The sequence below is a fragment of the Micromonospora sp. NPDC047527 genome (genome assembly GCF_040643015.1).
Lineage (GTDB): Bacteria > Actinomycetota > Actinomycetes > Mycobacteriales > Micromonosporaceae > Micromonospora.
Genome location: NZ_JBEYTK010000001.1, coordinates 700,756 through 724,555, shown reverse-complemented (window position 1 = coordinate 724,555; position 23,800 = coordinate 700,756). Strand labels below are relative to the sequence as shown.

Below are 23,800 nucleotides of genomic sequence, written 5' to 3'. Positions count from 1 at the left end.
ATTTGGCGGACCGGGTTGCGTCCCGATGACATCTGGGTCAAGCGTGAGTTACGCCGGGAGCTGATCGGCTCCGCCGAGCAGCCAGGTGTCCTTCGACCCACCGCCCCGCGACGAGTTGACGATCATGCTGCCGGCCGGTGCCACCCGGGTCAGCGCCACCGGCGCGACCTCGGCCGTGTCGCCGAGGAAGACGAACGCCCGCAGGTCGACGTGCCGGGGTGCGAGGGCGGTGCCGTCGAACACCGGGTGGGTGGTGAGCGCGACCATCTCCTGGGCGATCCACCGGTGCGGCGCGGCGAGGATCTGCTCCCGGACGGCGTTCAACTCCTCCGCCTCGGCGCGCGGGCCGATCACCACCCGGTCCCCGCCGTACCCGTCGACCGGTTTGAGCACCAACTCGTCGAGCCGGGCCAGCACCTCGGCGCGCTGGTCGGGCAGCCCGCACAGGTATGTCGGCACGTCCGGAAGCAGCGCCTTCTCCCCCAGGTAGTACTCGATGAGCCGGGGCACGTACGCGTACAGCGCCTTGTCGTCGCCGACGCCGTTGCCGAGCGCGTTGGCCAGCGTGAGCCGTCCGGCGTGCACCGCGGCGAGCAGCGGCCAGCCCAGCGGCACCCCGTCGGCGCCCGGCGCGTGCAGCAGCGCCTCCTCGTCCATCCGCAGGTAGATCACGTCGACCTGGCTGCGGCGGCCCTCGCGCACCAGGCACACCCGGCCGTCCTCCACCAGCAGGTCGCTGCTCCCGGTCAGCGGCACGCCCATCTCGTCGGCGAGCAGCCGATGCTCGAACCAGGCCGGGTCGCCGGGGCCGCTGCTGAGCACCACCACGGCGGGGTCGTCGACGGCGGCGGGCGCGGCGGCGACAAGCGCCCGGTGCAGCATCGCGGGGGTCTCGTCGGCGGGCAGCAGGTCGTCGGGCACCGGCAGCTCCGGCAGGACCGCCCGGGTCAGCCGGCGGTTCTGCACCGCGTAGCCGAGGCCCGAGGGCACCCGCAGGTTGTCCTCCAGCACGTACCAGCCGCCGTCGGGGTCGCGGACCAGATCGGTTCCGGACACCTGGGCGCGGGTGCCGCGCCGGCCCATGAGCGCACCGGTGGGGCGCAGCCCGGGTGAGGACTCCACCACCCAGGCCGGCACCACGCCGTCGGCCACCACGGCCCGGTCGCCGTAGACGTCGCGCAGGAAGGCGTCGAGCGCGCGGGCGCGCTGCACCAGGCCGGTGCGCAGCGTCCGCCAGTCGTCGGCGGGCACCACCCGGGGCACCAGGTCGACCGGGAAGAGCCGGGTGCTCGCCTCACCAGCCACGCTGAAGGTCACGCCCCGGGCGCGCTGCTCCTCGTCGCGGTCGTGCTCGCGTTGGCGCAGGCCGCCGGCGCCGAGGCCGCGCAGGGCGGCGAGCAGCGGACGGTACGCCGGCTCCGGTCCGGCTGGGCCGAAGACCTCGTCGGCGGCGTCGACGTAGGTGGGCAGGGCGGGCGGTGGCGGCGCACCGGGGCCGGGCGCGCGGATCCTGCCCCGGGTCTCGTCGAGCAGCAGGTCGACCACGTCGGCCAGCCGGCCGCGCCGCTCGTACGCCCGCCGCTGCCGTGCCGCGGAGCTGCCGCGCCGCAGCGCGTACTCGGTCAGCTCGCGGATCTGCGCCCAGTCGCCGGTCGCCTCCAGCACCGGACGCAGGTCGGTGACCAGACGGCGGACCGCCTCGGCGGCCGGCACCGGTCGGGCCGAGCGGGGCAGGTCCAGCAGGTCGCCCTCCAGGCCGGAGCGGGCGGCCCGCCACACGGCGGCGCGCAGCACCGGTGGCCGTACGGCCGTGCGGTGCACCCCGGCGCGCAGAGCGGCGACCTCCCGGCGGACGATCGCCCGGAACAGGCCGGTGAGCAGGACGATGGTCTCGACGTCGGAGTTGGCGTCGGTGATGCGCAGCTCCACCGTGGGCACGTGGGCCGACGGCCGTACATCGAAGTAGATCATGGCGGGGTCGGTGATGGTGCCCGAGGAGATCAGCTCCGCGACCAGCGCCTCGTGGTCGGCCGCGCTGGTCACCTCGCCCGGGTCGCCGGCCGTGGGCCAGCGCTGCCAGACCAGCGAGCGGACACTGGCGTAGCCGCTGTCCTGGCCCATCCAGTACGGCGAGCTGGTGGACAGGGCGAGCAGGACCGGCAGCCACGGTTGGACCCGCCGGGTGACGGCGACCGCCAGGTCCCGGTCGGACACCCCGACGTGCACCTGCGCGCCGCAGATCAGCTGCTCCCGGGCGAGCAGCTGGTATTCGTCGACCATCCGCCGGTAGCGCGAGGTGGGGGTGACGCTCGGGTCGCCGTCGGCGCGCAGCGGCACCGTGCCGGCCGCGACGATGCCCAGCCCGGCCCGGTCGGCGACCTGGACCGCCGCCTGGCGCAGCCGGGTCAGCTCGGCGCGGATCTCGTCCAGGGTGCGGCAGACCGCGGTGTTGGTCTCCACGACACTGCGGTGGAGTTCGGCGGTGAACGAGGTGGCCGGAAGCCGGTCGAGCAGCTCGCCCGCGCGGGGCACCAGCTCGCGGGTATGCAGGTCGACGACGTGGAACTCCTCCTCCACACCGATCGTGGCCAGGTCCGCCGGGTCGGCGTCGCCCACCGGCGTGACCGGCTGGGCGCGGGATGCGGGCACCGTCCGGCCGTTGCCGGACCGGCCCACCGGCCCGTCGAAGGTCGCCGCGTTCGTGGTGTTGTCGGCCATGGTCACCCCGGTTCGCGTGTCGGTGTGTCGACTTGTCCGACGAGCGTTCCCAGGGTTGGTACCGGGGGTGTTTCCGGCGCGTTAAGGTGACGAGCCGTTCTGCCTGGGCCTGTTCAGCGAGATCGACACGAGATCGGCGATGTCGGGGTATCCCAAGGCGCGGATACCCCGACATCGCCGATCTTTGATCACGCCGAGCGGATCACCTCATGTTCTGGACCACGAACGGCGCGTGGCCGTGCAGGTAGTTGTTCCACCCGCCGGTCACCGGGGCGCCGGGGCTGAGCAAATTGGTGGTGTCGGTGCCGACGTCGAGCTTCCAGGCCGTCCAGGAGATGCTGTTGGCCTTCATCCAGTCGATCCACGACTGCGCCTCCGGCAGGCAGGCACGGCCGTCCAGGCCACCGTCGGCGTGGCTGGCGCCCCACTCGGTGACGAACAGCGCCAGGCCGGCCCGGATCGCCGCGTCACCCTTGGCCCGCAGCGACGCCCCGTGGGTGCACGAGTAGAAGTGCAGCGTGTACATGAGGTTGGTGCCGGAGAGTGGGCTGGCCGCCGCGACGTCGACGTCCTGCGACCAGGTCGGGGTGCCGAGCACGACGATGTTGTCCGGGTCGGCGGCGCGGATCGCGGAGACGACCGCCTGGTGGTACGGCTTGATGACGTTCGTCCAGCTCACCTGTAGTGGCTCGTTGTAGGGCTCCCAGATGACGTTGGGCAGGTGGCCGTAGCGGCGGGCCAGGTCGCCGAAGAAGGCGACCGCCTGGGACTGGTTGTTCTGCGCCTCGTGCGCGTGCCAGTCGACGATCACGTACACGCCGGCGGTGACCGCGTTGTTGATGATGGTCTCCACCTGGTTACGTGCCTTGACCGGGTCACTGAGGTACGCCCCGGCCGGCTCCACACCCATCGCCGCGCGGATCACCTGGAGGTTCCAGTTGTCGCGCATCCACCTCAGCGCGGAGAGGTTCTCGGCGTACGGGGCGGTCTCCCAGTTGAGCCACATGCTGCTGATGCCGCGTAGCTGCACCCGCGCGCCGGACTTGTCGCACATCGTCGTGCCGCACACCCGCAGTTGCCCGTGCCGCTCGACAGGCGTGCCGGTGGTCGGCGGCGGGCTCGTGGGCGGCGGGGTGGTCGGCGGCGGTGTCGTGGGCGCCGGAGTCGTCGGCGCGGGAGTGGTGGGCGTCGGGGGTGGGCCTCCGGCGCAGGACGTGCCGTTGACCGTGCAGTTGACCGGGGTGCCGGAGCCGTTGACGAGGAAGCCGAACGACGTCGACGCTCCGGCGGCCAGGGTGCCGTTCCAGGACACGTTGGTGAAGGTGTAGTGGCTGCCGGAGGTCGTCTGCTGCGCGTTCCACGACTGGCTGACGCTGGAGGAGGCCGGCAGGTCGAACTCGACGCGCCAACTGGTGATCTGCGCCGAGGTGTTGTTGGTGACGGTGACCTGGCCCTGGTAGCCGCTGCCCCAGTTGTTCGTCACGGAGAACACGGCGGTCGCGGCGCTGGCCGGCGTGGCGGCGATCGCCACCGCGCCGGCGATCAGGCCGGCGACGGCCAGCGACGTGACAAGTCTCAGTTTGCGCATGCTGAACCCGCTTCGGATCGACGGTGATGGTCTGAGGCGGGGCGGCGCCAGAGCCGACAATATCGATCTTCTGCGATACGTTCAAGGGTGCGCGGTCGCCCTTGAACGCGCCGGGGAGCGCGTGGGCGGAGCGCGGAGCTCAGTTGGCCTTCATGAGATCGACCAGTTGGTCCAGTGCCGCACCCCATCCCTCGTGGAAGCCCATCTCCTCGTGCGACTTCTTCGCCGACGCGTCGGCGTGGATCGCGATGGCGGTGTACTTCGTGCCCGCACCGTCCGCCTCGATCCGGACCACCGCGGTGAACGGGAAGCCGTCCTGGGCGACCTGCGGGCGGAAGCCGGGCCCCAGGCCGGAGGTGAAGACCAGCATCGAACCCTCCTCGGCCACCAGGATGCAGCCGCTGCTCGGGTATTCCTCGCCCTCGGGCGAGCGCATTGTCGTGTCGAACCTGCCGCCGGGCCGCAGGTCGATCTCACAGGCGACGGTCGACCAGGGCTTCGGGGTGAACCACCGCATGAGCAACTCGGGCGTGGTCCAGGCCCGCCAGACCAGCTCCGGCGCCACGTCGACGGTGCGCTCCAGGACGAGATCGAGCTCGGGGTTCACGGTGTAGAAGATCATCGCTGTTGCTCCTTCAGGTCGTAGAGAAGCGAGTCGAGTTGGTCGAGGCGTCGGGTCCACCGCGCCCGCTGCGCGGCGAGCCAGGTGTCGAGGCGCTCCAGCGACTGGGGCGCAAGCCGGTAGGTGCGAACCCGGCCCTTCTTCTCCGACGTCACCAGACCGGACTTTTCGAGGACGTGCAGGTGCTGAGTGAACGACGGCAGTGCCATGTCGAACGGACGAGCCAGGTCGCTTGTCGTGGCCGGGCCTTGGCTCAGGCGTTCGACGACCTGCCGGCGGGTGGGGTCGGACAGCGCGTGGAACACCCGGTCGAGAGCGCTGCCCTCCCCCTCCCCCGCACGCTTAGCCATGTGCCTAACTATGCAGAGCCATATTACTTAGGTCAAGGGCTAAGTGAGTTCGACGCGCCAGAGCGCCGCCGTCCACTCCGTGGGGAGCGGATCAGGCAGGACGCAGGGCGTTGAGCACCATGTCCGCGTACCGGCGCCAGACCGCCGGTTCGCGCTGATCCAGCACGATGAGCTGCCGCACCGCCCCGCAGAGGATCACCCGGATGTCCCGCTCGTCGACGTCCGGACGGATCAGACCGGACGCCCCGGCCGCCGCCACCAACCGTCCGATCTGATTCAGGATGCGCGCGGCGGGCAGCAGCCTGCCCTCGAAGAAGACATCAGCGAGGACCCTGTCGCGCGCGAGGCGTTCGAACAGGTCGGGGACGTAGGAACACAGCTCCCGGTACGCGTCCGCGCCGTCGAGCGCCGCGTTCGTGCGCTGCTCCAACTCCTGGAACTGCTCCCGTACGACCGCGATGATCAAGTCTTCCTTGCGGGGGTAGCTGCGGTAGACGGTGGCCCGGCCCACCCCGGCGCGCTCCGCCACCTGCGGAACGGTCACCTGGAGCCCTTGCTCGGCGAACAGCTCCCGGGCCGTCGCGATGACCCGCTCCTGGTTGCGGCGGGCGTCGATACGCCGACGCGGAGCGTCCGGGTCACTCGCCATCTGCGCGGCGTCGGGCGGGGTCATTGTCACAGTCTGCCCGGTCGGTCTAGTCGGCGATCAGCGGCTCGTCGCCGTACACGGCGGTGACCTCGACGTTCAGCGCCGTGGCCATCCGGCCGAACGACCAGTAGTAGCCCACCACCTGGAGCACTTCGACGATCTCGCGCTCACTGAGGATGTGTCGCACCTGGTCAAAGAGGTCGTCGGGGACACGCGGCGACCGCACCACCTCGGCGGCAAACCGGATGAGCGTCCCGTCGTACGCCGAGAGGTCCGGACTGTCGATGTCCCGGCTGCCGATGATCTCGCGGGTGCGCTGGTCGACGCCGACCGCCTCGGATATCGGGCGGTGCTGGGCCGCCACGAACTCACTCTCCGCATACTCGGCCACGGTCAGGATGACGAGTTCCCGCGAGCGGGCGGGCAGCTCCAGTGAGGTGAACTGCGCCCTCGCGAGCTGGATGAACAGTTTCACCGTGGCGACCGAGTGGGTCATCATCTTGACCATCGGATCGGGTGGCAGCGCGGACAGGAAGTCGCGGACGTCGGCAGGAACCGCGTTCGGGTCGGGATCGGTAAGTCGGGGCATGGCTGTCTCTCCTGTGTAGTCGTCGCTCGTGTGCTGTCGTCGAGATGGGGTTCAGGCCGGGAGGTCGAACCCCGTCTCGCTGAGGTGGCGGAAGCGGCCGTCCTCGGCGTACGTCCCGAAGATCGCGATCTCCCGCTTGGCGGTCGATCCGTCGACCATGGTGATCTCGAAGACGTGGCGTTCGGCGTAGTGGAGGCCGTCACGCTGCTCGTCCAGGACTGTCACTGTGGCGCTGACGATCTGGCCGCGCACCTCTGTCACCATCTGGGCGAATTCGGCCCGATTGATCGTCTTTCCATCGCTGCGGTGGGTGTAGTCGGGGGCGTAGAACTCGTCCAGCGCCTCGGTCAGGTCGCGCGTCGGCTCGAAGGCCACCGCACGGAGAGCGTCGCTGATTCGCACCTGGGTCATGGGAACTCCTCGTCGGTCACTGCCGGTCATATTCGGACTCGTGGGTCCGGTTAGCTTCGACCGTACCGGACTCCCGAGTCCGAATCCGGTGAGAGTCGTCACCACCCCGCACATCGGCGGTCGCCGGACTCCGCGTCATGCGCCGCCGGCAGAGGGCACCCTCCGGCGTAGCGTGTCGCGTATGCGAACCACCACGCTGGGCAGTGCGGGGCCCGAGGTCGGCGTCATCGGCCTCGGGTGCATGGGCATGAGCCACGGCTACGACATCACCGGCCCCCGCGACGACGACACGTCGATCGCCGTGATCCGACAGGCGCTGGACCTGGGCGCCACGTTGATCGACACGTCCGACGTGTACGGGCCGTACACGAACGAGGAGTTGGTCGGCCGGGCGCTGGCCGGCGGCCACCGGGAGCGGGCCGTCCTGGCCACCAAGGTCGGGCTGGTGGCCACCTCCCCGACCGGCGGCCCCGGCAACTCGCCGGCGATCGGCAACAACGGCCAGCCGGAGCACATCCGGGCGGCGATCGACGCCAGCCTGCGCCGGCTCGGCACCGATCACGTCGACCTCTATCAACTGCACCGCGTCGACCCGCAGGTCCCCATCGAGGAGTCCTGGGGCGCGATGGCGGAGGTCGTCGCGGCGGGCAAGGCGCGGCAGATCGGGCTGTCCGAGGTGACCGTGGAGCAGATCGTGCGGGCTCAGGCGGTGCATCCGGTGGCGTCGGTGCAGTCCGAGCTGTCGCTGTGGACCCGTGACCCGTTGACCGAGGTGCTGCCTTACTGCGAGCAGCAGGGCATCGCCTTCCTGCCGTTCTCGCCGCTGGGTCGGGGCTTCCTCACCGGCCGGTTCGCGTCCTTCGACGACCTGCCCGCCGACGACTTCCGCCGTGGCCTGCCGCGTTTCCAACAGGACGCGCTGCGCGCCAACCTGGCCATCGTCGCCCGGGTCCGCGAGATCGCCGACCGGGCCGGGGCCAGCCCCGCGCAGGTCGCCCTCGCGTGGGTGGTCGCCCAGGGCGAGCAGGTCATTCCGATCCCCGGCACGAAGACCCCGAAGTACCTTGTGGACAACTGCGCGGCTGGCGACGTGCGGCTCAGCGCCGAGGATCTGGCCGACCTCGACGCCCTGCCCGCTCCCGAGGGCGGACGCTACTGACCATCGCCGCCCGGCGCCGGGCTGGTCGCGGGCCACCCTTGGCCGCGACCAGCCCGGGCCGCCGTCGTCAGGCGGGCCTGGCGGCGGCGACGGCCGGCGAGCCGAACCGCACCCCGACACCGGGGGAATACAACACGCTGACCGGCGGCCCGTCCGGTGCCGGCAGCCCGGCGGCGGTGACCAACTCGTCGTCGAGGTGCAGCAGCTCGGCCCGGTGCAGCGGCCAGCGTGGGTGCCAGTTCGGCAGGTGCAGGGTGCGCCCGTACGCGCGGGTGTGCAGCCCCCAGCGGGCGGTGACGAAGCGCTCCAGGGGCGTCGGATCGGCGATCGGCTCCCCCACCCGCACGTCCATCCGGCTCGTCGTACCCGCCGGGCCGGGCCAGCGCCGCCGGCACCGGTAGGTGAGCCGGTCACCGTCGCGGGCCAACCGCATCGAGGACCAGAGGTACGGCAGGCGCAGCGTCGCCCGGGCGACCAGCACCGGCACCAGGCGGGACGCGTCCAGCGACCGGAACACCACCGCCCGCCGGCCGCTGTCGTCGACAGAGTAGAGCCGGACGTTGGTCTCCCAGAACGTGCCGAAGTACGGCACCCCCGGCCCGCGACCGAAGCCCAGCCCCACCATCCGGAAGCCGATCAGGCCGACGTAGCTGACGCCGTCCACCGTGTCCGGATGAGTGCCGGCGGGTAGCAACGGCGCGACCACCTCCGGTGCCACGGCCCAGTGCAGGAAGGTGAGGTCCTCCCAGCGCTGCCGCAGGACCGCCCCGGTGAACGTCTGTCGGGGCGCGCAGTCGACCGGTTCGATGTCCACGCCTCCATCCTGACTCAGGCGTGCGGGCCGACACTCACCGTGCCCAGGGTGAGCGAGGCTCTGCCCTCCAGGATCTGGCCGACCCGCTCGACCTCCTCCTCCAACTCCCGCTGCCGACCCGAGCCGAGCGCCCGCAACGGCTCGACGGTGACGTGGATCGTGCGGCCGGAGCGCCGTTGGTGCCACACTCCGGCGACCACCCCGTCGACCAGCAGCACCGGATAGTTGCCGGCCTGGCCACGCGCCAGCGCCCGCTCGGCCGCACCGCCGGGATAGAGCCGCTCACGCGGGTGGCAGCCGACCGCGTACGCGTCGAAGTAGGGCAGCAGCCGCACCCCGGACGGCCGGTCGTCCGGAAAGTCGGCGTCATCGGCGGCCACCCACGCCGGTGTGCCCTCCACCGTCACCTCGGCCAGGTCGACCGAGTCGAACAGCCACGTCGCCCACCGCACCGGCGCCGAGAGCCACTGGGCGAACTGCGCCGGGGTCGCCGGCCCGTACGCGAACAGGTAACGGCGGACGAGATCGGCCAGCGCGGCGGGGCCGGCCATCGGCGTGAACCCCGGCAGCCAGCGCGTCGGGCTGGTGTAGGTGGTGGCGCGGCCCCTGTTCGGGCCGAAGCAGATCACCCCGCCCCGGGTGGCGGCCGTCATCGCCGCGATCCACCGTGGCCACCGATCCTGGAATGCCTCCATGACCCGTTCGCCCGCCCACGGGCCGGTGCGGGCGACGATCTCCTCGGTCAACTCGGCGGTCGTCAACTCGGCCTCGGCCAACGCGTCACCCATGGCGGCGAGGACCTGCTCGGTCTGCTCGGGCGTCAACAGGTCGCGGCTCTGCTCCCACGCCGGAGCCGGCAACGCGGTAAGCGCGCCGATCCACATCGGCAGGTCCGCGGCGGCGAGCAGATGCACCGTCCCGCGCGGCCCACGGGTCTTGACCAGGGTGCGATCCCTCCAGAGCGCCTGTCGCACGTGGGCTCGGGTGGCACCCGGGACCCGCAGCCCGACGGACAACTCGGCGGCGGAGGCGACCTGGGCGTGCGCGCCGCACATCGCGGACACCACGTCGGCGACGCCCTCAGCATCAGGTGCCGAGGGCGACCCGGGTGACGCCGGTGCCGAGAGCCCGTGCCGGGCAAGACGCCGGGCGGACACCCGCGCCCAGCTCAGGTCGGTCATCGCGGGCTCTCGCAGAAGGCGCGGGTCCTCATGCCGCCACGCTACGAGCGGGGTACGTCAGTTTCCGACCGGTATCGCCGGCAGGGGCGCTGGCCTGGGCCGCAGCCCATCACCCGCCGTAGGCTGGTACGGCGGTGCGGCCGAGCAAAACGCCCAGACCGCCATAGATGGAACGCCTCGGAGCGTACAGGAGGACGTGAGCGTGACGCAGGGTGACGCAGAGCTGGTTGTGCTCGCGCAGGCGGGCGACCCGGCGGCGCTCGGCGCGCTGCTGGCCCGCCACGAAGCCGCCATGCGGGCCGTCGCGCTGAGCATCCTCGGGTACGGACCGGACGCCGAGGACGCGGTCCAGGACGCCATGGTGGTGGCGTTGCGCCGCATCGGGGAGGTCCGCGACCCGAACGCCGTCGGCCCGTGGCTGCGTGCCATCGTCCGCAACAACAGTCGGACGACGCTGCGCCGGCCCCGGCCGGTCCCGGTCGCCGAGCCGGAGTGGTTCGCCGGCCCCGCCGACACACCCACCCCGGAGGAGGCACTGGACCGGGGCGCGATGCGCGACTGGGTGTGGCACGCCATCGGGCAGTTGTCCCCGACTGACCGGCTCGTCACCCTGCTGCGGTATTTCAGCGACGCGTCGTCGTACGAGCAGATCGCGGCCGTCTGCGGCGTGCCGGTCGGCACCGTCCGCAGCCGCCTCAGCCACGCCCGCCGTGCGCTCGCCGGCGGTCTGCGATCGGAGGCGACCGCGGCGCATGCCGACGTCACCGCGTCGAGCGACGCCCGGTGGCGCGAGGGCCTCGACATGATCGCCATGGCGATGAACGGCGACTTCGACCAGGTGGTCCGCGAGAGCTGGTGGGCGGACGCCGAGATGATCGTGCCGGGTGGCCGGCGCGGCGGCCGTGACCTGGCGGTCGCCGGCATGACCCGCGACCTGACCGCCGGGGTACGCCAGCGGTTGCGCAACGTCGTGGCCAGCGGCGACGTGCTGATCTGGGAAACCGACCTGATCAGCCCGCCCGACGACCCGGAGCACTGCCCACCCGCAGCGCTGTGGTTGCAGGAGTTGCGTGAGGGCCGGGTGCGCCAACTCACCCTCTTCCACCCCGTCGCGCCTCGGGAGATCCGCCAGCCGGCGCTGGCCTGAGAAAAACTCTTCCATCCGAGCGAACTCTTGGCCCGACCCACGCGTCTGGTCCGCGTCATTCACCAGCCGCCGTGTCGGCACGCGCCACACGGGTCTCGGATCGGGAGATAGCTCATGGGTTCCATCAGCCACGACGTCAGCGCCCTCGCACCGGGCGCCCACACCTTCACCGTCGACGGCGTGCGGCAGGTCTACCACGTCGCCGGCACCGGCCCGGTGTGCGTGGCGCACTCCGGCGGCCCCGGCATCGAATGGGCCTACCTGCGGACGCCGAGCCTCGAAGAGCACTTCACGATGGTGTACGTCGAGCCGGTCGGCACCGGCGCCTCGGGGCGGCTCGACAACGCCGACGACTACCGCCTCGACACGTATGTCCGGTTCCTCGACGCCGTCGTCGAGCACCTCGGGGCGCCCCGGGTGTACCTCCTCGGGCACTCGCACGGCGGTTTCGTCGTCCAGCGGTACGCGCTGACGCACCCACTCCGGGTCGCCGGTCTCGCCCTGTACGACACCTCACCCGTCACCGGCGCCGAGTTCTGGGCCGAGGCGATGGACGCTCTCGCCGCGTACCCGCAGCGGCACCCGGATCGGCCGGAGGCGGCGGCGATGCCGGCTGCCTTCGCTCAGATCGGCGCCGCCACCGACGACGAGACGTTGGGCGCCGCGCTGCGTGCGGCCGTGCCGGTCTACTTCGCGGACTTCTGGGGCCGGCGGGACGAGTTCGCCCCGTTCCAGGCGGCCGTGCGGATCTCGGCGGCCCCGGCGGGCGCGCAGGACCCCACCGGATTCGATGTGCGGGGCGACCTGGGTGAGATCACCGTGCCCGCCGTGGTGGTCGTGGGCGCGCACGACTTCATCTGCGGCCCCCGCTGGGCCGAGCAGCTGCACGCGGGTCTCAAGGACTCCCGCCTGGTGGTGCTGGAGAACAGCGGTCACTTCGGGCACATCGAGCAGCCCGCGGAGTTCACCGCGGCCGTGGTGGAGCTGCTCCAGCGCTGAAAGCACACCGCCGCGCCCGACACCGCAAGGGGCGTCGGGCGCGGCAGTGCGCTCGCTCAGTGGATGACGACGGGCGGCCTGGCCGGCTCGGCCTGGTCGTCGAGCGGCTGCGCGGGCCGACGCCGCCGCTGCAGCAGGGCGGCCGGGATGAACGTGGCCACCACCAACGCGAACGCCACCCAGAACGTGTGGGCGAACGACTTCGCGGCGAAGTCGAGCCCGCGCTCGATGACCGACGGGTCCACCGGGAACTGCTGGAGCACCTCCGGCCGCTGCTGGGAGGCGATGGCCAGGCCGGCCTCGGTGATCGGCTTGCCGTCCGGGTCCACCGCACCGGGGATCGGCCGGGAGCCGTTCAGCTCGTTGGTGAGGATCACCGACATCACGGCAGCGCCGATCGACCCGCCGATCTGCTGGAGGATGTTGACAAGCGTCGAGCCGCGCGCCACCTCCTGCGCCTGCAATGTCCGCAGCGCCGACGTCATGATCGGCATCATCGTGCCGCCCATGCCCAGGCCCATCACGAACAGCGACGCGCCGAGCAGCCAGTACGAGGTCTCCGGGTCGACCTGCGTGAAGCTGAAGAACCCGATCACGATCAGCGCCAGCGCGAACGGCACGGTGCGACCGATCGGCACCCGGTCGGCGAGCGTTCCGGCGATCGGCATGGTGATCATCGCGCCGAGCCCCTGGGGTGCGATCAGCAGGCCGGCGGCCAGCGTCGACTCGCCCCGCACCTGCAGGAAGTAGCTCGGGAACAGCAGGCCGGCACCCATGAACGCGATGATGAACACGAACAGGGTCAGCGAGGCGATGGTCAGGTTGCGGTTGCGGAACAGCCGCAGGTCGAGCAGCGGGTGCTGGGGCTTGAAGGAGTAGAGCACGAAGGCCACCAGCAGCGCGCCGCCGACGAGCATCGGCCCCCACACCTTGGTCTCACTGAAGGTGCCCGCCTCCGGCAGCGACGAGACGCCGTAGAGGAAGAGGGCGAGGCCCGGCGAGAGCATCAGCATGCCGAGGAAGTCGAACGACTCCGACGGCTCGGGCGCGTCCTTCGGGAGCGCGACCTGCGCGTAGATCAGGGCGATGACACCGATCGGCAGGTTGATCAGGAAGATCCAGTGCCAGCTCGCCACGTCGATCAGCCAGCCGCCGAGGATCGGGCCGCCGATCGGGCCGAGCAGCATCGGGATGCCGAGGACGGCCATCAGCCGGCCGATCCGGTGCGGCCCGGCCGCCCGGGTCATGATGGTCATGCCCAGTGGCATGAGCATGCCGCCACCGAGGCCCTGCAGGACGCGGTAGGCGATCAGCTCGCCGATCGAGTCGGCGGTCGCACAGAGACCGGACCCGATGGTGAACAGCGCGAGCGCCACCATGTAGAGGCGTTTGGTGCCGAACCGGTCGGCCGCCCACCCGCTGAGCGGGATCACCGTGGCCAGCGCGAGGGTGTAGCCGGTCATCGTCCACGCGACTCGCGCGAGGGACGCGTCGAACTCGCTCTGGAACGTGGGCAGCGCGACGCTGACCACCGTCACGTCGAGAATCGACATGATCGCGCCAAGGACGACGACGCCCGCCACCTTGAGCACCGCGGCGTCGAGTCTGTCCGATGTCGCGACAGATTGCTGTGTCACAAACTCTCCTGAGGTCGGTTGAGCACGCGTTGGTCGGCGGTGGCGGCGATGCCGCGCCCACCAGGCGCGGAGCGCGACGTACCGAGGCGACGACGCGCGCAGGCAGACTAGCCGTCAGTTGTGACGGTTCGCCGCCAGGTTTCGTGACGCCGAGCGGCGCCGGATCCGTCCGGCCGTTCGATTACGGTCGGTTGTCGGGGTGTCAATCAGTCGGCGAGGCGATCAAGCCGTCGGCCAGCACCGAACGGCAGGCGACCCGAGGCCCAGCGCTCAGCCAGGGACCGCGAATCCGTGGATGAACCGCACCTGGTTGGGGGTTCGGGACGGTGCCACGGTCGGTGCATGACCACTTCCACCCACACCGTCACCGGCCACTGGATCGGTGGCGAGACACTCGCCGGCTCGGCCGGCACCCTTCCCGTCGTGAACCCGGCGACCGGCGACCTCGTCGCCGAAACCCCGGCCGGCACCGCCGCCGACGTCGACCGGGCCGTCGCCGCCGCCCGGGCGGCCTTCCCCGACTGGGCGGCGACCGCCCCGGCGCAGCGGGCCGAGGTGCTGCGCCGCCTGGGCGCCGGCCTCGCCGCCCGCAAGGAGGAGATCGCGGCGGTGATCACCGCCGAGATGGGCTCCCCGATCGGGATGTCCCGGACCGCTCAGGTCGCCTTCCCCGCCGCGGTGATCGAGTCCGTGGCCGGCCTGGCCGACGACTTCGCCTGGACCGAGGAGGTCGGCAACTCGCTGATCGTCCGCGAGTCGATCGGCGTGGTCGGCGCGATCACCCCGTGGAACTTCCCGCTGCAGCAGATCGTCTCCAAGCTGGCGCCGGCGCTGCTCGCGGGCAACACGATGGTCTTCAAGCCGTCCGAGAACGCCCCGTTGACCGCGCGGATCCTCGCCGAGGTGGCCGCGGAGGCGGGCGTACCGGCGGGCGTGTTCAACGTGGTGTACGGCACCGGGGCGGTCGTCGGTGAGGCGATCTCCGCCCACCCGGACATCGACATGATCTCCTTCACCGGCTCCACCCGGGCCGGACGACGCATCTCCGAGGTGGCGGCGCAGACCGTCAAGCGGGTCACGCTGGAGCTGGGCGGCAAGGGCGCGAACATCATCCTCGACGACGCCGACCTGCCCGCTGCGGTCACCACGGGCATGCTGATGGCGTTCGCCAACGGCGGGCAGGTCTGCGGCGCGTGGCCCCGGATGCTCGTGCCCGCCTCCCGGCAGGACGAGGTCGTCGCACTGGCCGTCGAGGCGGCCCGGCAGCACACCGTCGGCGACCCGACCGACGAGACCACCCGGATCGGGCCGATGGCGTCCGAGGCGCACCGCCAGAAGGTGCTCCGGTACATCGAACGGGGCATCGCCGACGGTGCCCGCCTCGTGTTCGGTGGCCCGGACCGGCCCGCCGGCCTGCCGAACGGCGCCTACGTCCAGCCGACGATCTTCGCCGACGTCGACCCGACGTCCGCGATCGCCCAGGAGGAGATCTTCGGCCCGGTGCTGACGATCATCCCGTATGCCGACGAGGACGAGGCCGTGGCTATCGCCAACGGCACGCTGTACGGGCTGACCAGCGGCGTCTTCGGAGAGCCGGAGCACGCGCTGGCGGTCGCCCGGCGGCTACGCGTGGGCCAGGTCGACGTCAACGCCGGCCACTGGAACCCGCTCGCGCCCTTCGGCGGCTACCGACAGTCCGGCAACGGCCGCGAGTTCGGCCGCTTCGGTCTGGAGGAGTTCCTGGAGATCAAGTCCATCCAACGCTGAGTCGCCGGGTACCCCGGAACACCACACCGGGGTACGCCTGTTGCAGTCGACGTGCCGGTCCCGCCGGTCCGCCCGGGTGAAGGAGAAGCCAGCCGTGAACCGCGCCGAACTCGCCAGTTTCCTGCGGACCCGACGCGAGGCGCTCCAGCCCGAGGACGTGGGGCTGCCCCGGGGCCAGCGCCGGCGTACCGGAGGGTTGCGGCGCGAGGAAGTCGCCACGTTGAGCGGTATGTCCACCGACTACTACAGTCGGCTGGAGCAGCAGCGGGGTCCGCACCCCTCCGCCCAGATGCTCGCCGCGCTGGCCCGGGGCCTGCGGCTCTCCCTGGCCGAGCGGGACCACCTGTTCCAGCTCGCCGGCCACGCCGTCCCGCACCGGTCGGTCCGGGCCGACCACGTCAACCCGGGGATGATGCGGATCCTCGACCGGTTGCAGGACACCCCCGCCCAGGTGGTCAACCACCTCGGCGAGACCCTGGCCCAGACCGCGTCGGCGATCGCGCTGCTCGGTGACGAGACCCGGCACACCGGGCTGGCGCGCAGCGCGCACCACCGCTGGTTCACCGACCCCCGGGTTCGGCAACGGCACCCGGCGCAGGACCACGAGACGCAGAGCGGCCTCCTCGTGGCGCACCTGCACGCGGCGTACACCCGGGATGGCCGGGGTTCGCGGGCGGCGACGATCGTCGACGACCTGCTGGCCCGGAGCCCGGAGTTCACCCGGCGGTGGCAGGAGCACCCGGTGCCGGGCGGCTACTGCCCGGCGAAGCGCTTCCTCCACCCGGAGGTCGGGGCACTGGAGCTGCACTGTCAGACCCTGGTGGATCCCGACCAGTCCCAGACGCTGCTGGTCTTCACGGCCGTGCCCGGGTCGGAGAGCGACGAGAAACTGCGGCTGCTCTCCGTCATCGGCGCCCAGGTCGTCTGAGACCGCACCCAGCGGGTCGGCACCGAGAGACTCGGCACCGACCCGCCACCGTGGCTCAGCCATCGGCCCCCAGCGCCACCACCGGGCTGACCCGCGACGCCCGCCGGGCCGGCAGGACCCCGGCCAGCGCGGTCAGCACGACCAGCGTCACGAAGAGCCCGACCAGTGGCAGCACCGGCACGGTCAACGGGGCGTTGATCCCGAGGGACTGCACCGCGACCCAGGCGTACGGGACGCCGAGCAGCAGGCCGAGGGTCGCACCGACCACCCCGTAGAGACCGGACTCGACGGTCAGCATCGTGCGCAGGCCGGTGCGGGACAGACCGATCGCGCGGAGCAACCCGGATTCGCGTACCCGTTCCACCACCGAGAGCGCCGTCGTGGAACCCACGCCGACGACCGCGATCAGCACGGTCAGGCTGACCAGACCGACGCCGAGCCAGACCAGGGTGCGCACCACCTCGTCGTTGCGGTCCCGTTCATCGGCGAGCACCACGAGGCCCACCCCGTCGTTGTCCCCGATCGCGGCACGCAACGCCCGCACACCCGCGGTCCGACCGTCCTCACCGGACTCGGCCGCGTCGGCCAGCAGACCCGTGTACGCGGCCGGCACGCCGAGCTGGTCCAGGTCGGCCGGGTCGGTGAGAATGCCGGCGCGCAGCGGGCCGTCGCCGCCCAGGACCGCCGCCACCCGCACGTCGACCCGGCGCGTGGCGATGGCGAGGGTGACGGCGTCGCCGGCCCGCAGACCGGTGTCCCGGGCAACCCACCTGTCGAGCACGATCCGGCCGGGGCCGCGATCGGCCAGCGCGCCCTGGGCCACGTCCAGGTCACCGGTGGTCGGCAACGCGCTCAGGTCCAGGTCGTTCGTCACATAGCTGGACTCGACGTCGCCCAGCTTGTCGGCACCGCGCATGAGCGTGACGTCGCCGACCCGCCGGTACGGCACCACCCGGGCCAGCGTGCCCCGCGCCGCCTCGACCCGGGTCACGACATCCGCCGGCAACGGCTCACCGTTGCCGACGACCTCGAAGTCGGTCGGCGCCGACAGCGCCAGCTCGCGGTCGGCGAGGACCTGCAACGACGCACCGCCGATGATCACCCCGGAGATCAGGGTCACGCCGAGCGCCACCACGACGGAGACCGCCGCGGCCCGACGCGGCGCCCCGCCGACCCCGCCGACCGACATCCGCCCGAGCGGCCCGAGCTGGCGCAGCGGCCAACCCACCACGGCCAGCACGGGACGCACCAGCAGCGGCCCGAGGGCCACCAGCGCGAAGAATGCCAGCGTGCCGGACCCGACCAGCAGGAGCAGTGGCACTAGCGGGTCGTACGTCGTCTGCTCAGGCTTCGGCAACCGGCTGATCGCCACGACGGCGGCCAGGACCGCGCCGGCGACCAGGAGCAGCCCGAACACGAGGCGCAGCACCCCGATGCCGCGCCGGCCGGCCGTGATGCTCGCCGTCCGCAACGCCTCCAGCGGGGACACACGGGCCGCCGAGAGCGCCGGTGCCAGGACGGCCAGCACCGTGATCACGACCGCGCCGATCACCACGGCTACCGCCGCCGCGAGCGGCGGGGCCGGCGACGAGACGGCGTGACCGGCGGAGCGCAGGATCGCCGGCAGCGCGATGCCGAGAGCGAGAGCAGCGGCGACCCCCGTGACGCCGGCCACGAGCCCGGTCAACGCTCCCTCGGCGGTCATCGCCACGGCCAGGGTGCCTCGGCCCGCGCCGACCGCGCGCAGCAGCGCGAGCTGCCGCATCCGCTGGGCGAAGACGATCCGGAAGGTGGAGGTCACCACCAGCGCTGCCGCGACGACCGCGATCGACACGAACACGCCGACCAGGATGAACAGGGTCGCGACCTCTGTGGCCGCGGCGTTGGCCTCCGCCTCGCGTACCTCGTCGCCGGAGCGGATCGGCTGGCCAGCGACCGCTGCGGTCACCCGCTGGTGCACGGCCTCCGTCGACTCGCCGGGTGCCACCCGAACGTCGACGCGATCGAGGGTGTTCAGGCGCGCCCAGGAGGTCACGGCGCTGTCCGGGGCGTACGCGTCGAAACCGGAGTCGGCGTTGGTGTCCACGATGCCGGTCACGACGAGGCGGGCGGGCGCGGTGAGTTCACCGCCCTCGCCGCTGACGGTACTGCCGACCGACAGCCCTGCCCGCTGGGCGGTACGGGGCGTGACCGCGATCTCGCCGGGCCGGGCCGGATAGCTGCCCTCGACGACGGTGACCCTGCTCAGCGGGCCGGTGCCCGGATCGGCCTGGAGGTTGACGTACCCGTCGTCGACGGACACCCCGATCTCCACCCGGCCCACCGCCTCGGCCACACCGGGCACGGCGCGCAGCCGCGCCAACTCCGCCACGGTGGGCGAGGGCTCGTCGTTGCTGCCGATCACCAGGTCGGTGGCGGCCGGGGTGCCGCTCAGGTTGTCCCGCACGGTCCGTTCGGTGATCCCCTGCACCAGCACGGTGCCGAAGACGACGAAGGACGCGACCAGGATCGCCAGACCGGTCAGGATCAGCCGGCCCGGCCGCCGGGCGGCGGCGCTCATCTGGCTACGCAGCACGGTCGCCCTCATGCGCGGGCCGCCAGATCACGCAGTGCGTCGGTGACCGACACCTGATCCGGCTTGTCGATCTCGCCGGCGACCCGGCCGTCGGCGAGCAGCACCACCCGGTCGGCGTACGCGGCGGCGATCGGGTCGTGGGTGACCATGACGACGGTCTGGCCGAGGTCGCGGACCGAGTCGCGCAGGATGGTGAGCACCTCCGCGCCGGATCGGGAGTCGAGGTTGCCGGTCGGCTCGTCGGCGAAGACCACCTCGGGCCGCGCCACCAGCGCCCGGGCCAGCGCGACCCGCTGCTGCTGACCACCGGAGAGCTCACTGGGCCGGTGGCCCAGCCGCTGGCCAAGCCCCAGCACGTCGACCAGGTGAGCAAGGAGGTCGGCGTCGGGCTGCCGGCCGGCGAGATCCAGCGGGAGGGTGATGTTCTGCGCGGCGGTGAGCTGCGGCAGCAGGTTGAAGGACTGGAAGACGAACCCGATCCGGTCGCGGCGTACCCGGGTCAGCGTGCGGTCGGACTGCCCGGTGAGGTCGGTGCCGCCGAGCAGGACCCGGCCGGAGGTGGCCGTGTCCAGGCCGGCGAGGCAGTGCATCAGCGTCGACTTGCCGGACCCGGACGCGCCCATGATCGCGGTGAACTCGGCCCGGCCGAAGCCCACCGACACCCCGTCCAGGGCGCGGACGGCGGTGTCGCCGCTGCCGTACACCTTCACCAGGTCGACCGCGGCGACCGCGGCGTGGCTGGTCTGAGGCGGGGCGTGGGTTGTCATTGTTCCTCCAGTGGCTGCGATGTGACCGGGAAAGCGTCGCCGCCACCGGCGGGCGGGCGCATCGGTCCGGGGCCGGGTATCGCCGGCGTCGGGTCTGCCTTTCGGCTGATCTGTCATCTCCGCCCGGCTGGCTACGCTGGGTCATCATGAGCGCGCCGGATCTTCGACGTTGGTGGGTACGCCTGGCCCAGGCTGCCGGGCTGGTGGCCTTTGGGCTGCTCGCCCTCTTCGACCTCACGGTCAGCGCGACCGATGGCCTCGGCATCACCGCTCTCGTACTCCTGCTGGTGTCGATGGGGTTGGCGGTGGCGACGGTGCCGCTCTGGCTTCCGGTGCATCGGCTGGGTTCCCACCGGCTGCCGCTGGCCGCGCTGGCACTCGCCACCGTCTCACTGGCGGTGACCGCAATGCTGGTGGTTCTCACCGGCGGCACCGTGTTCGCCCGCACCTGGGGGCTCGCCGAGTCGGCCGGGTTGATCGGGGTGGTCTTCGTGGTGAGCCGTTGGGGCGCACCCCGGTTCGCCCTGTGGGCGGCGATGGCCGCCGGGCTCGCCGTCGCCGCGATGCCGCTGCGCATCGGCACCGACAGCCTGCTCGTGATCTTCGGTCTGCTCCAGGCGCTCGCGGCGGTCGCTGCCGCCGGAGTGGGGCTCTATCTGCGGGTGATCGCCGCCGGTCGCGACCGGGCGATCGCGCTGGTCAGGGCCGAGCAGCGTGCGGAGTTCGCGCGTGACCTGCACGACTTCATCGCCCACCACGTGACAGGCATCGTGGTGCAGGCGCAGGGTGCGCGGTTCGTCGCCGAGCAGGATCCGCGTCGGGTGATCGTCGCCCTGGAGCAGATCGAGCGGGCCGGCGCCGAGACGATGGCCTCGATGAGGAGGATGGTGGGGATCCTGCGGAACCCGGACGCACCGCCGGACGCGCCGCTGGCCCCGCTGGCCGGGGTGACCGACCTGGCGCCCCTGCTGTCCGGGTTCAACGGCACGGCGAGCGCGCCGGCACGGCTGCACGTCGACGGTGACCTGGAAGGACTGCCGGTGGAGGTGTCGACCTCGGCGTACCGGGTGGTGATGGAGGGGCTGACCAACACCCGCCAACATGCCCCGGATGCGCGATCGGTGGACGTGTCCGTGCGCCGTACACCGGACTGGCTGCTGGTCCGGGTGGCCGACGACGGCGCGACCCCACGCACCGCGCCGGCCCGAGGGCACGGTTTCGGCCTACTCGGCCTCACCGAGCGGGTACGCGCCCTCGACGGCACGATCACCGCCGGGCCGGGCGTCGGCGGCGGCTGGGTGCTCGACGCCGCGTTCCCGTTGCGCTCGGCGGTGGGGCGATGATCCGGGTGTTGATCGCCGACGACCAGGCGATGGTGCGGACCGGCTTCGGCATGATCATTGAGGCACAGCCGGACATGGCGGTGGTCGGCGAAGCCGCCGACGGAGTCGCCGCGGTCGAGATGGCCCGGCGCCTGCGCCCGGACGTGGTGCTGCTGGACATCCGGATGCCCCGCCTCGACGGCCTGGAGGCGCTGCGGCTGCTCGCCGGGCCGGGCGTCGCCGACCCGATCCGGGTCGTCGTGGTGACGACCTTCGACCTCGACGAGTACGTGCACACCGCGCTCGCCAACGGCGCCTGCGGCTTCCTGCTCAAGGACTCCGGCCCGGCGCTGCTGGTGGAGGCGGTCCGCGCGGCCGTCTCCGGTGAAGCGCTGATCAGCCCGTCCATCACGGTACGGCTGCTGGAGCACCTCAGCCGGCCCGCGTCGACGCACGACGACGCCGGGTTGTCCCCACGGGAACTCGACGTCGTGAAGCTGGTCGCCCGGGGCCTGACCAACGCCGAGATCGCCGCCCAACTCTTCATCGCCGTCGGCACGGTCAAGACCCACCTGGCCAGCGTGCAGATGAAACTGCCGGCCCGGAACCGGGTCGAGATCGCCGCCTGGGCCTGGGAGCGCCGCCTCGTCGGTTAGGGCGGGTCCGGCAACAGGGGCTGACCGGCCCGCCGGGGCGCGGCCTAGCAGACGCGCGCTCGCGGACGCGGCCTCGCCGGGTGCGGCCTCGCCGACGCGGGCTCGCAGGGGGATGGATGTGGGTGCGGCGCCCTTTGGAGCTGATGCCGTAAACGATTCGGCCGCACTGTCTGGGATCGCGGATCGTGAACTACGCCCACCTGGTCCGGTCGGTGATGTCGGCCCCGCCGAAGTCCGCTGGCGGCGTCCGCCAGGGGTGAAGTCGGCCCGCTGACGTCCGCCCGATGACGTCCGGGTGAAGTTGGCCGGCGATGTCGCAAACGATTCAGCTCCAAAGGCAGCGACCGACACATCCCCCACCGACGCGAACGGCTCGTTCCCTGTGCCGGCTTTGGAGAGCGGCCCCCTCGGGCAACCGCGCGCCGCACCGGAGGAGGAGTGTCGGCGCCTGCGCGGGCGGACGAGCAACGATCGGCTCTGGCGCGCTCGCCGACATCTTGGGACGCTAGCGATCATGTATGACTACGACCTGTTGGTGCTGGGCTCCGGACCCAGTGGTCAGAAGGCCGCGATCGCCGCCGCCAAGCTCGGCAGGCGGGTCGGCATCGTGGACCGCCGCGACATGATCGGTGGGGTGTGCATCAACACCGGCACCGTCCCCTCCAAGACACTGCGCGAGGCCGTGCTCTATCTGACCGGCCTGAGCCAGCGGGATCTCTACGGCAGCAGTTACCGGGTCAAGGAGGAGATCACGGTCAGCGACCTGGCCGCCCGGACCCAGCACGTGATCACCCGGCAGACCGACGTCATCCGCAACCAGCTCGCCCGCAACCGGGTCGCGATGATCACCGGGACCGGGCGGTTCGCGGACGCCCACTCCATCTGGGTGGACGCCGGCTCGGGGCGCGAGTCCAAGGTGACCTTCGACAAGGCCATCATCGCGGCGGGCACCCGCCCGGCCCGGCCGGACAGTGTCGACTTCGACGACCGGACCATCGTGGACTCCGACGGCGTCATCAACCTCCAGGCCGTACCCCGCAGCATGGTCGTGGTCGGCGCGGGTGTGATCGGCATGGAGTACGCGTCGATGTTCGCCGCGCTCGGCACCAAGGTGACAGTCGTGGAACGCCGCGACCGGATGCTCGACTTCTGCGACGAGGAGGTCGTCGAGTCGCTCAAATACCACCTGCGCGACCTGTCCGTGGCGTTCCGCTTCGGCGAGGAGGTCGCCGCCGTGGAGAAGCACCAGACCGCCGCGCTGTGCATCCTCAAGAGCGGCAAGAAGATCGTCGCGGACACGGTGATGTACTCGGCCGGCCGGCAGGGCCAGACCGACGACCTGGCTCTGGAGGCGGCCGGGCTGGAGGCGGACCGACGCGGCCGGATCGCGGTCGACGCCAACTACCGCACCCCGGTCGACAACATCTACGCGGTTGGCGACGTGATCGGCTTCCCGGCGCTGGCGTCCACCTCGATGGAGCAGGGCCGGCTGGCCGCGCAGCACGCCTGCGGCGAGCCGATCCGCGAGATGCACGGCCTCCAGCCGATCGGCATCTACACCATCCCCGAGATCAGCTTCGTCGGGCAGACCGAGGCGCAGCTCACCGACTCCTCGACGCCGTTCGAGGTGGGCATCGCGCGGTACCGCGAGCTGGCCCGGGGCCAGATCGTGGGCGACTCGTACGGGATGCTGAAGTTGCTCGTCTCCCCCGACGACGGCCGGCTGCTCGGGGTGCACGTGTTCGGCACCGCCGCCACCGAGATCGTCCACATCGGGCAGGCCGTCATCGGCTGCGGCGGCACGATCGACTACCTGGTGGACGCGGTGTTCAACTACCCCACCCTGGCCGAGGCGTACAAGGTGGCCGCCCTGGACGCGTCCAACAAGATCCGCAACATCACTCGCATCGACGGCTAGTCT

Annotated in this window: 20 protein-coding genes; 8 read left to right on the top strand and 12 right to left on the bottom strand. The window is 71.8% G+C overall.

Annotated elements, in window-relative coordinates; translation table 11 throughout:
- Positions 1 to 48: 48 nt before the first annotated feature.
- The 7 genes from ABZ808_RS03040 to ABZ808_RS03010 form a co-directional block, all read right to left on the bottom strand.
- Positions 49 to 2,718: a carboxylate--amine ligase/circularly permuted type 2 ATP-grasp protein gene (locus tag ABZ808_RS03040; protein ID WP_357000120.1), complete on the bottom strand. Its 2,670-nt coding sequence runs from the start codon at positions 2,716 to 2,718 to the stop codon at positions 49 to 51.
- A gap of 202 nt (positions 2,719 to 2,920) precedes the next feature.
- On the bottom strand, positions 2,921 to 4,306 hold the full coding sequence (locus tag ABZ808_RS03035; RefSeq protein ID WP_357000117.1) for a cellulase family glycosylhydrolase: 1,386 nt from the start codon (positions 4,304 to 4,306) through the stop codon (positions 2,921 to 2,923).
- A 139-nt stretch (positions 4,307 to 4,445) separates the two neighbouring features.
- Positions 4,446 to 4,928, bottom strand: coding sequence for an SRPBCC family protein (locus ABZ808_RS03030; protein WP_357000114.1), 483 nt, complete (start codon positions 4,926 to 4,928; stop codon positions 4,446 to 4,448).
- A complete protein-coding gene (locus tag ABZ808_RS03025) occupies positions 4,925 to 5,278 on the bottom strand; it encodes a metalloregulator ArsR/SmtB family transcription factor (protein ID WP_357000111.1) in 354 nt (117 codons plus the stop codon). The genes ABZ808_RS03030 and ABZ808_RS03025 overlap by 4 nt, the downstream gene beginning before the upstream one ends.
- 91 nt (positions 5,279 to 5,369) lie before the next feature.
- On the bottom strand, positions 5,370 to 5,951 hold the full coding sequence (locus tag ABZ808_RS03020; protein WP_357000108.1) for a helix-turn-helix domain-containing protein: 582 nt from the start codon (positions 5,949 to 5,951) through the stop codon (positions 5,370 to 5,372).
- A 22-nt stretch (positions 5,952 to 5,973) separates the two neighbouring features.
- The gene (locus ABZ808_RS03015; protein WP_357000106.1) at positions 5,974 to 6,516 is read right to left on the bottom strand and encodes a hypothetical protein; all 543 of its coding nucleotides are present in this window, start codon (positions 6,514 to 6,516) and stop codon (positions 5,974 to 5,976) included.
- Between the two features lie 51 nt (positions 6,517 to 6,567).
- On the bottom strand, positions 6,568 to 6,927 hold the full coding sequence (locus tag ABZ808_RS03010) for a hypothetical protein (RefSeq protein WP_357000104.1): 360 nt from the start codon (positions 6,925 to 6,927) through the stop codon (positions 6,568 to 6,570).
- Positions 6,928 to 7,108: 181 nt separating this feature from the next.
- Between ABZ808_RS03010 and ABZ808_RS03005 the strand changes: the two genes are divergently transcribed.
- Complete coding sequence (locus ABZ808_RS03005; RefSeq protein WP_357000101.1) at positions 7,109 to 8,086, top strand: aldo/keto reductase; 978 nt, start codon at positions 7,109 to 7,111, stop codon at positions 8,084 to 8,086.
- Between the two features lie 67 nt (positions 8,087 to 8,153).
- On the opposite strand, the gene ABZ808_RS03000 is transcribed toward ABZ808_RS03005, so the two are convergent.
- Together ABZ808_RS03000 and ABZ808_RS02995 are read right to left on the bottom strand one after the other, a co-directional pair.
- Complete coding sequence (locus ABZ808_RS03000; protein ID WP_357000099.1) at positions 8,154 to 8,900, bottom strand: DUF2071 domain-containing protein; 747 nt, start codon at positions 8,898 to 8,900, stop codon at positions 8,154 to 8,156.
- Between the two features lie 14 nt (positions 8,901 to 8,914).
- Positions 8,915 to 10,081, bottom strand: coding sequence for a winged helix DNA-binding domain-containing protein (locus tag ABZ808_RS02995; RefSeq protein ID WP_357000096.1), 1,167 nt, complete (start codon positions 10,079 to 10,081; stop codon positions 8,915 to 8,917).
- A 202-nt stretch (positions 10,082 to 10,283) separates the two neighbouring features.
- On the opposite strand from ABZ808_RS02995, the gene ABZ808_RS02990 reads away from it, so the two are divergent.
- Both ABZ808_RS02990 and ABZ808_RS02985 read left to right on the top strand, forming a co-directional pair.
- Positions 10,284 to 11,228, top strand: a complete 945-nt coding sequence (locus ABZ808_RS02990) for a sigma-70 family RNA polymerase sigma factor (RefSeq protein WP_357000093.1) — start codon at positions 10,284 to 10,286, stop codon at positions 11,226 to 11,228.
- Positions 11,229 to 11,342: 114 nt separating this feature from the next.
- Entirely contained in the window at positions 11,343 to 12,227 is an 885-nt protein-coding gene (locus ABZ808_RS02985) for an alpha/beta hydrolase (protein ID WP_357000089.1), read from the top strand.
- Positions 12,228 to 12,283: 56 nt separating this feature from the next.
- Here ABZ808_RS02985 and ABZ808_RS02980 read toward each other — a convergent pair whose 3' ends face one another.
- A complete protein-coding gene (locus ABZ808_RS02980; protein WP_357000086.1) occupies positions 12,284 to 13,864 on the bottom strand; it encodes a DHA2 family efflux MFS transporter permease subunit in 1,581 nt (526 codons plus the stop codon).
- Between the two features lie 342 nt (positions 13,865 to 14,206).
- Here ABZ808_RS02980 and ABZ808_RS02975 point away from each other — a divergent pair, with 342 nt between their 5' ends.
- Together ABZ808_RS02975 and ABZ808_RS02970 are read left to right on the top strand one after the other, a co-directional pair.
- Positions 14,207 to 15,631 carry an aldehyde dehydrogenase family protein gene (locus tag ABZ808_RS02975; RefSeq protein WP_357000084.1) on the top strand — a complete coding sequence of 475 codons (1,425 nt, stop codon included), beginning with the start codon at positions 14,207 to 14,209 and terminating at the stop codon, positions 15,629 to 15,631.
- Positions 15,632 to 15,725: 94 nt separating this feature from the next.
- Positions 15,726 to 16,559 (top strand): helix-turn-helix transcriptional regulator, encoded by an 834-nt coding sequence (locus tag ABZ808_RS02970; protein ID WP_357000081.1) that lies wholly within the window; start codon positions 15,726 to 15,728, stop codon positions 16,557 to 16,559.
- A 55-nt stretch (positions 16,560 to 16,614) separates the two neighbouring features.
- Here the strand turns inward: ABZ808_RS02970 and ABZ808_RS02965 are convergent, their stop codons facing one another.
- Positions 16,615 to 19,146: an ABC transporter permease gene (locus ABZ808_RS02965; protein ID WP_357000078.1), complete on the bottom strand. Its 2,532-nt coding sequence runs from the start codon at positions 19,144 to 19,146 to the stop codon at positions 16,615 to 16,617.
- On the bottom strand, positions 19,143 to 19,901 hold the full coding sequence (locus ABZ808_RS02960) for an ABC transporter ATP-binding protein (protein WP_357000076.1): 759 nt from the start codon (positions 19,899 to 19,901) through the stop codon (positions 19,143 to 19,145). The genes ABZ808_RS02965 and ABZ808_RS02960 overlap by 4 nt, the downstream gene beginning before the upstream one ends.
- Positions 19,902 to 20,047: 146 nt before the next feature.
- On the opposite strand from ABZ808_RS02960, the gene ABZ808_RS02955 reads away from it, so the two are divergent.
- From ABZ808_RS02955 to sthA, 3 genes are all read left to right on the top strand, one after another.
- Entirely contained in the window at positions 20,048 to 21,244 is a 1,197-nt protein-coding gene (locus ABZ808_RS02955; protein ID WP_357000073.1) for a histidine kinase, read from the top strand.
- Entirely contained in the window at positions 21,241 to 21,879 is a 639-nt protein-coding gene (locus tag ABZ808_RS02950; RefSeq protein ID WP_357000070.1) for a response regulator transcription factor, read from the top strand. Before ABZ808_RS02955 ends, ABZ808_RS02950 begins: the two co-directional genes overlap by 4 nt.
- A gap of 514 nt (positions 21,880 to 22,393) precedes the next feature.
- Entirely contained in the window at positions 22,394 to 23,797 is a 1,404-nt protein-coding gene (gene sthA, locus ABZ808_RS02945) for a Si-specific NAD(P)(+) transhydrogenase (protein WP_357000067.1), read from the top strand.
- Positions 23,798 to 23,800 lie beyond the last annotated feature (3 nt).

What these genes read in the sequence shown, in the direction of transcription:
- ABZ808_RS03040 (WP_357000120.1), bottom strand. Translation starts at nt 2,718, where the DNA reads ATGGCCGACAACACCACGAACGCGGCGACCTTCGACGGGCCGGTGGGC.
- ABZ808_RS03035 (WP_357000117.1), bottom strand. Translation starts at nt 4,306, where the DNA reads ATGCGCAAACTGAGACTTGTCACGTCGCTGGCCGTCGCCGGCCTGATC.
- ABZ808_RS03030 (WP_357000114.1), bottom strand. Translation starts at nt 4,928, where the DNA reads ATGATCTTCTACACCGTGAACCCCGAGCTCGATCTCGTCCTGGAGCGC.
- ABZ808_RS03025 (WP_357000111.1), bottom strand. Translation starts at nt 5,278, where the DNA reads ATGGCTAAGCGTGCGGGGGAGGGGGAGGGCAGCGCTCTCGACCGGGTG.
- ABZ808_RS03020 (WP_357000108.1), bottom strand. Translation starts at nt 5,951, where the DNA reads ATGACCCCGCCCGACGCCGCGCAGATGGCGAGTGACCCGGACGCTCCG.
- ABZ808_RS03015 (WP_357000106.1), bottom strand. Translation starts at nt 6,516, where the DNA reads ATGCCCCGACTTACCGATCCCGACCCGAACGCGGTTCCTGCCGACGTC.
- ABZ808_RS03010 (WP_357000104.1), bottom strand. Translation starts at nt 6,927, where the DNA reads ATGACCCAGGTGCGAATCAGCGACGCTCTCCGTGCGGTGGCCTTCGAG.
- ABZ808_RS03005 (WP_357000101.1), top strand. Translation starts at nt 7,109, where the DNA reads ATGCGAACCACCACGCTGGGCAGTGCGGGGCCCGAGGTCGGCGTCATC.
- ABZ808_RS02995 (WP_357000096.1), bottom strand. Translation starts at nt 10,081, where the DNA reads ATGACCGACCTGAGCTGGGCGCGGGTGTCCGCCCGGCGTCTTGCCCGG.
- ABZ808_RS02985 (WP_357000089.1), top strand. Translation starts at nt 11,343, where the DNA reads ATGGGTTCCATCAGCCACGACGTCAGCGCCCTCGCACCGGGCGCCCAC.
- ABZ808_RS02975 (WP_357000084.1), top strand. Translation starts at nt 14,207, where the DNA reads ATGACCACTTCCACCCACACCGTCACCGGCCACTGGATCGGTGGCGAG.
- ABZ808_RS02965 (WP_357000078.1), bottom strand. Translation starts at nt 19,146, where the DNA reads ATGAGGGCGACCGTGCTGCGTAGCCAGATGAGCGCCGCCGCCCGGCGG.
- ABZ808_RS02960 (WP_357000076.1), bottom strand. Translation starts at nt 19,901, where the DNA reads ATGACAACCCACGCCCCGCCTCAGACCAGCCACGCCGCGGTCGCCGCG.
- ABZ808_RS02955 (WP_357000073.1), top strand. Translation starts at nt 20,048, where the DNA reads ATGAGCGCGCCGGATCTTCGACGTTGGTGGGTACGCCTGGCCCAGGCT.
- ABZ808_RS02950 (WP_357000070.1), top strand. Translation starts at nt 21,241, where the DNA reads ATGATCCGGGTGTTGATCGCCGACGACCAGGCGATGGTGCGGACCGGC.
- sthA (WP_357000067.1), top strand. Translation starts at nt 22,394, where the DNA reads ATGTATGACTACGACCTGTTGGTGCTGGGCTCCGGACCCAGTGGTCAG.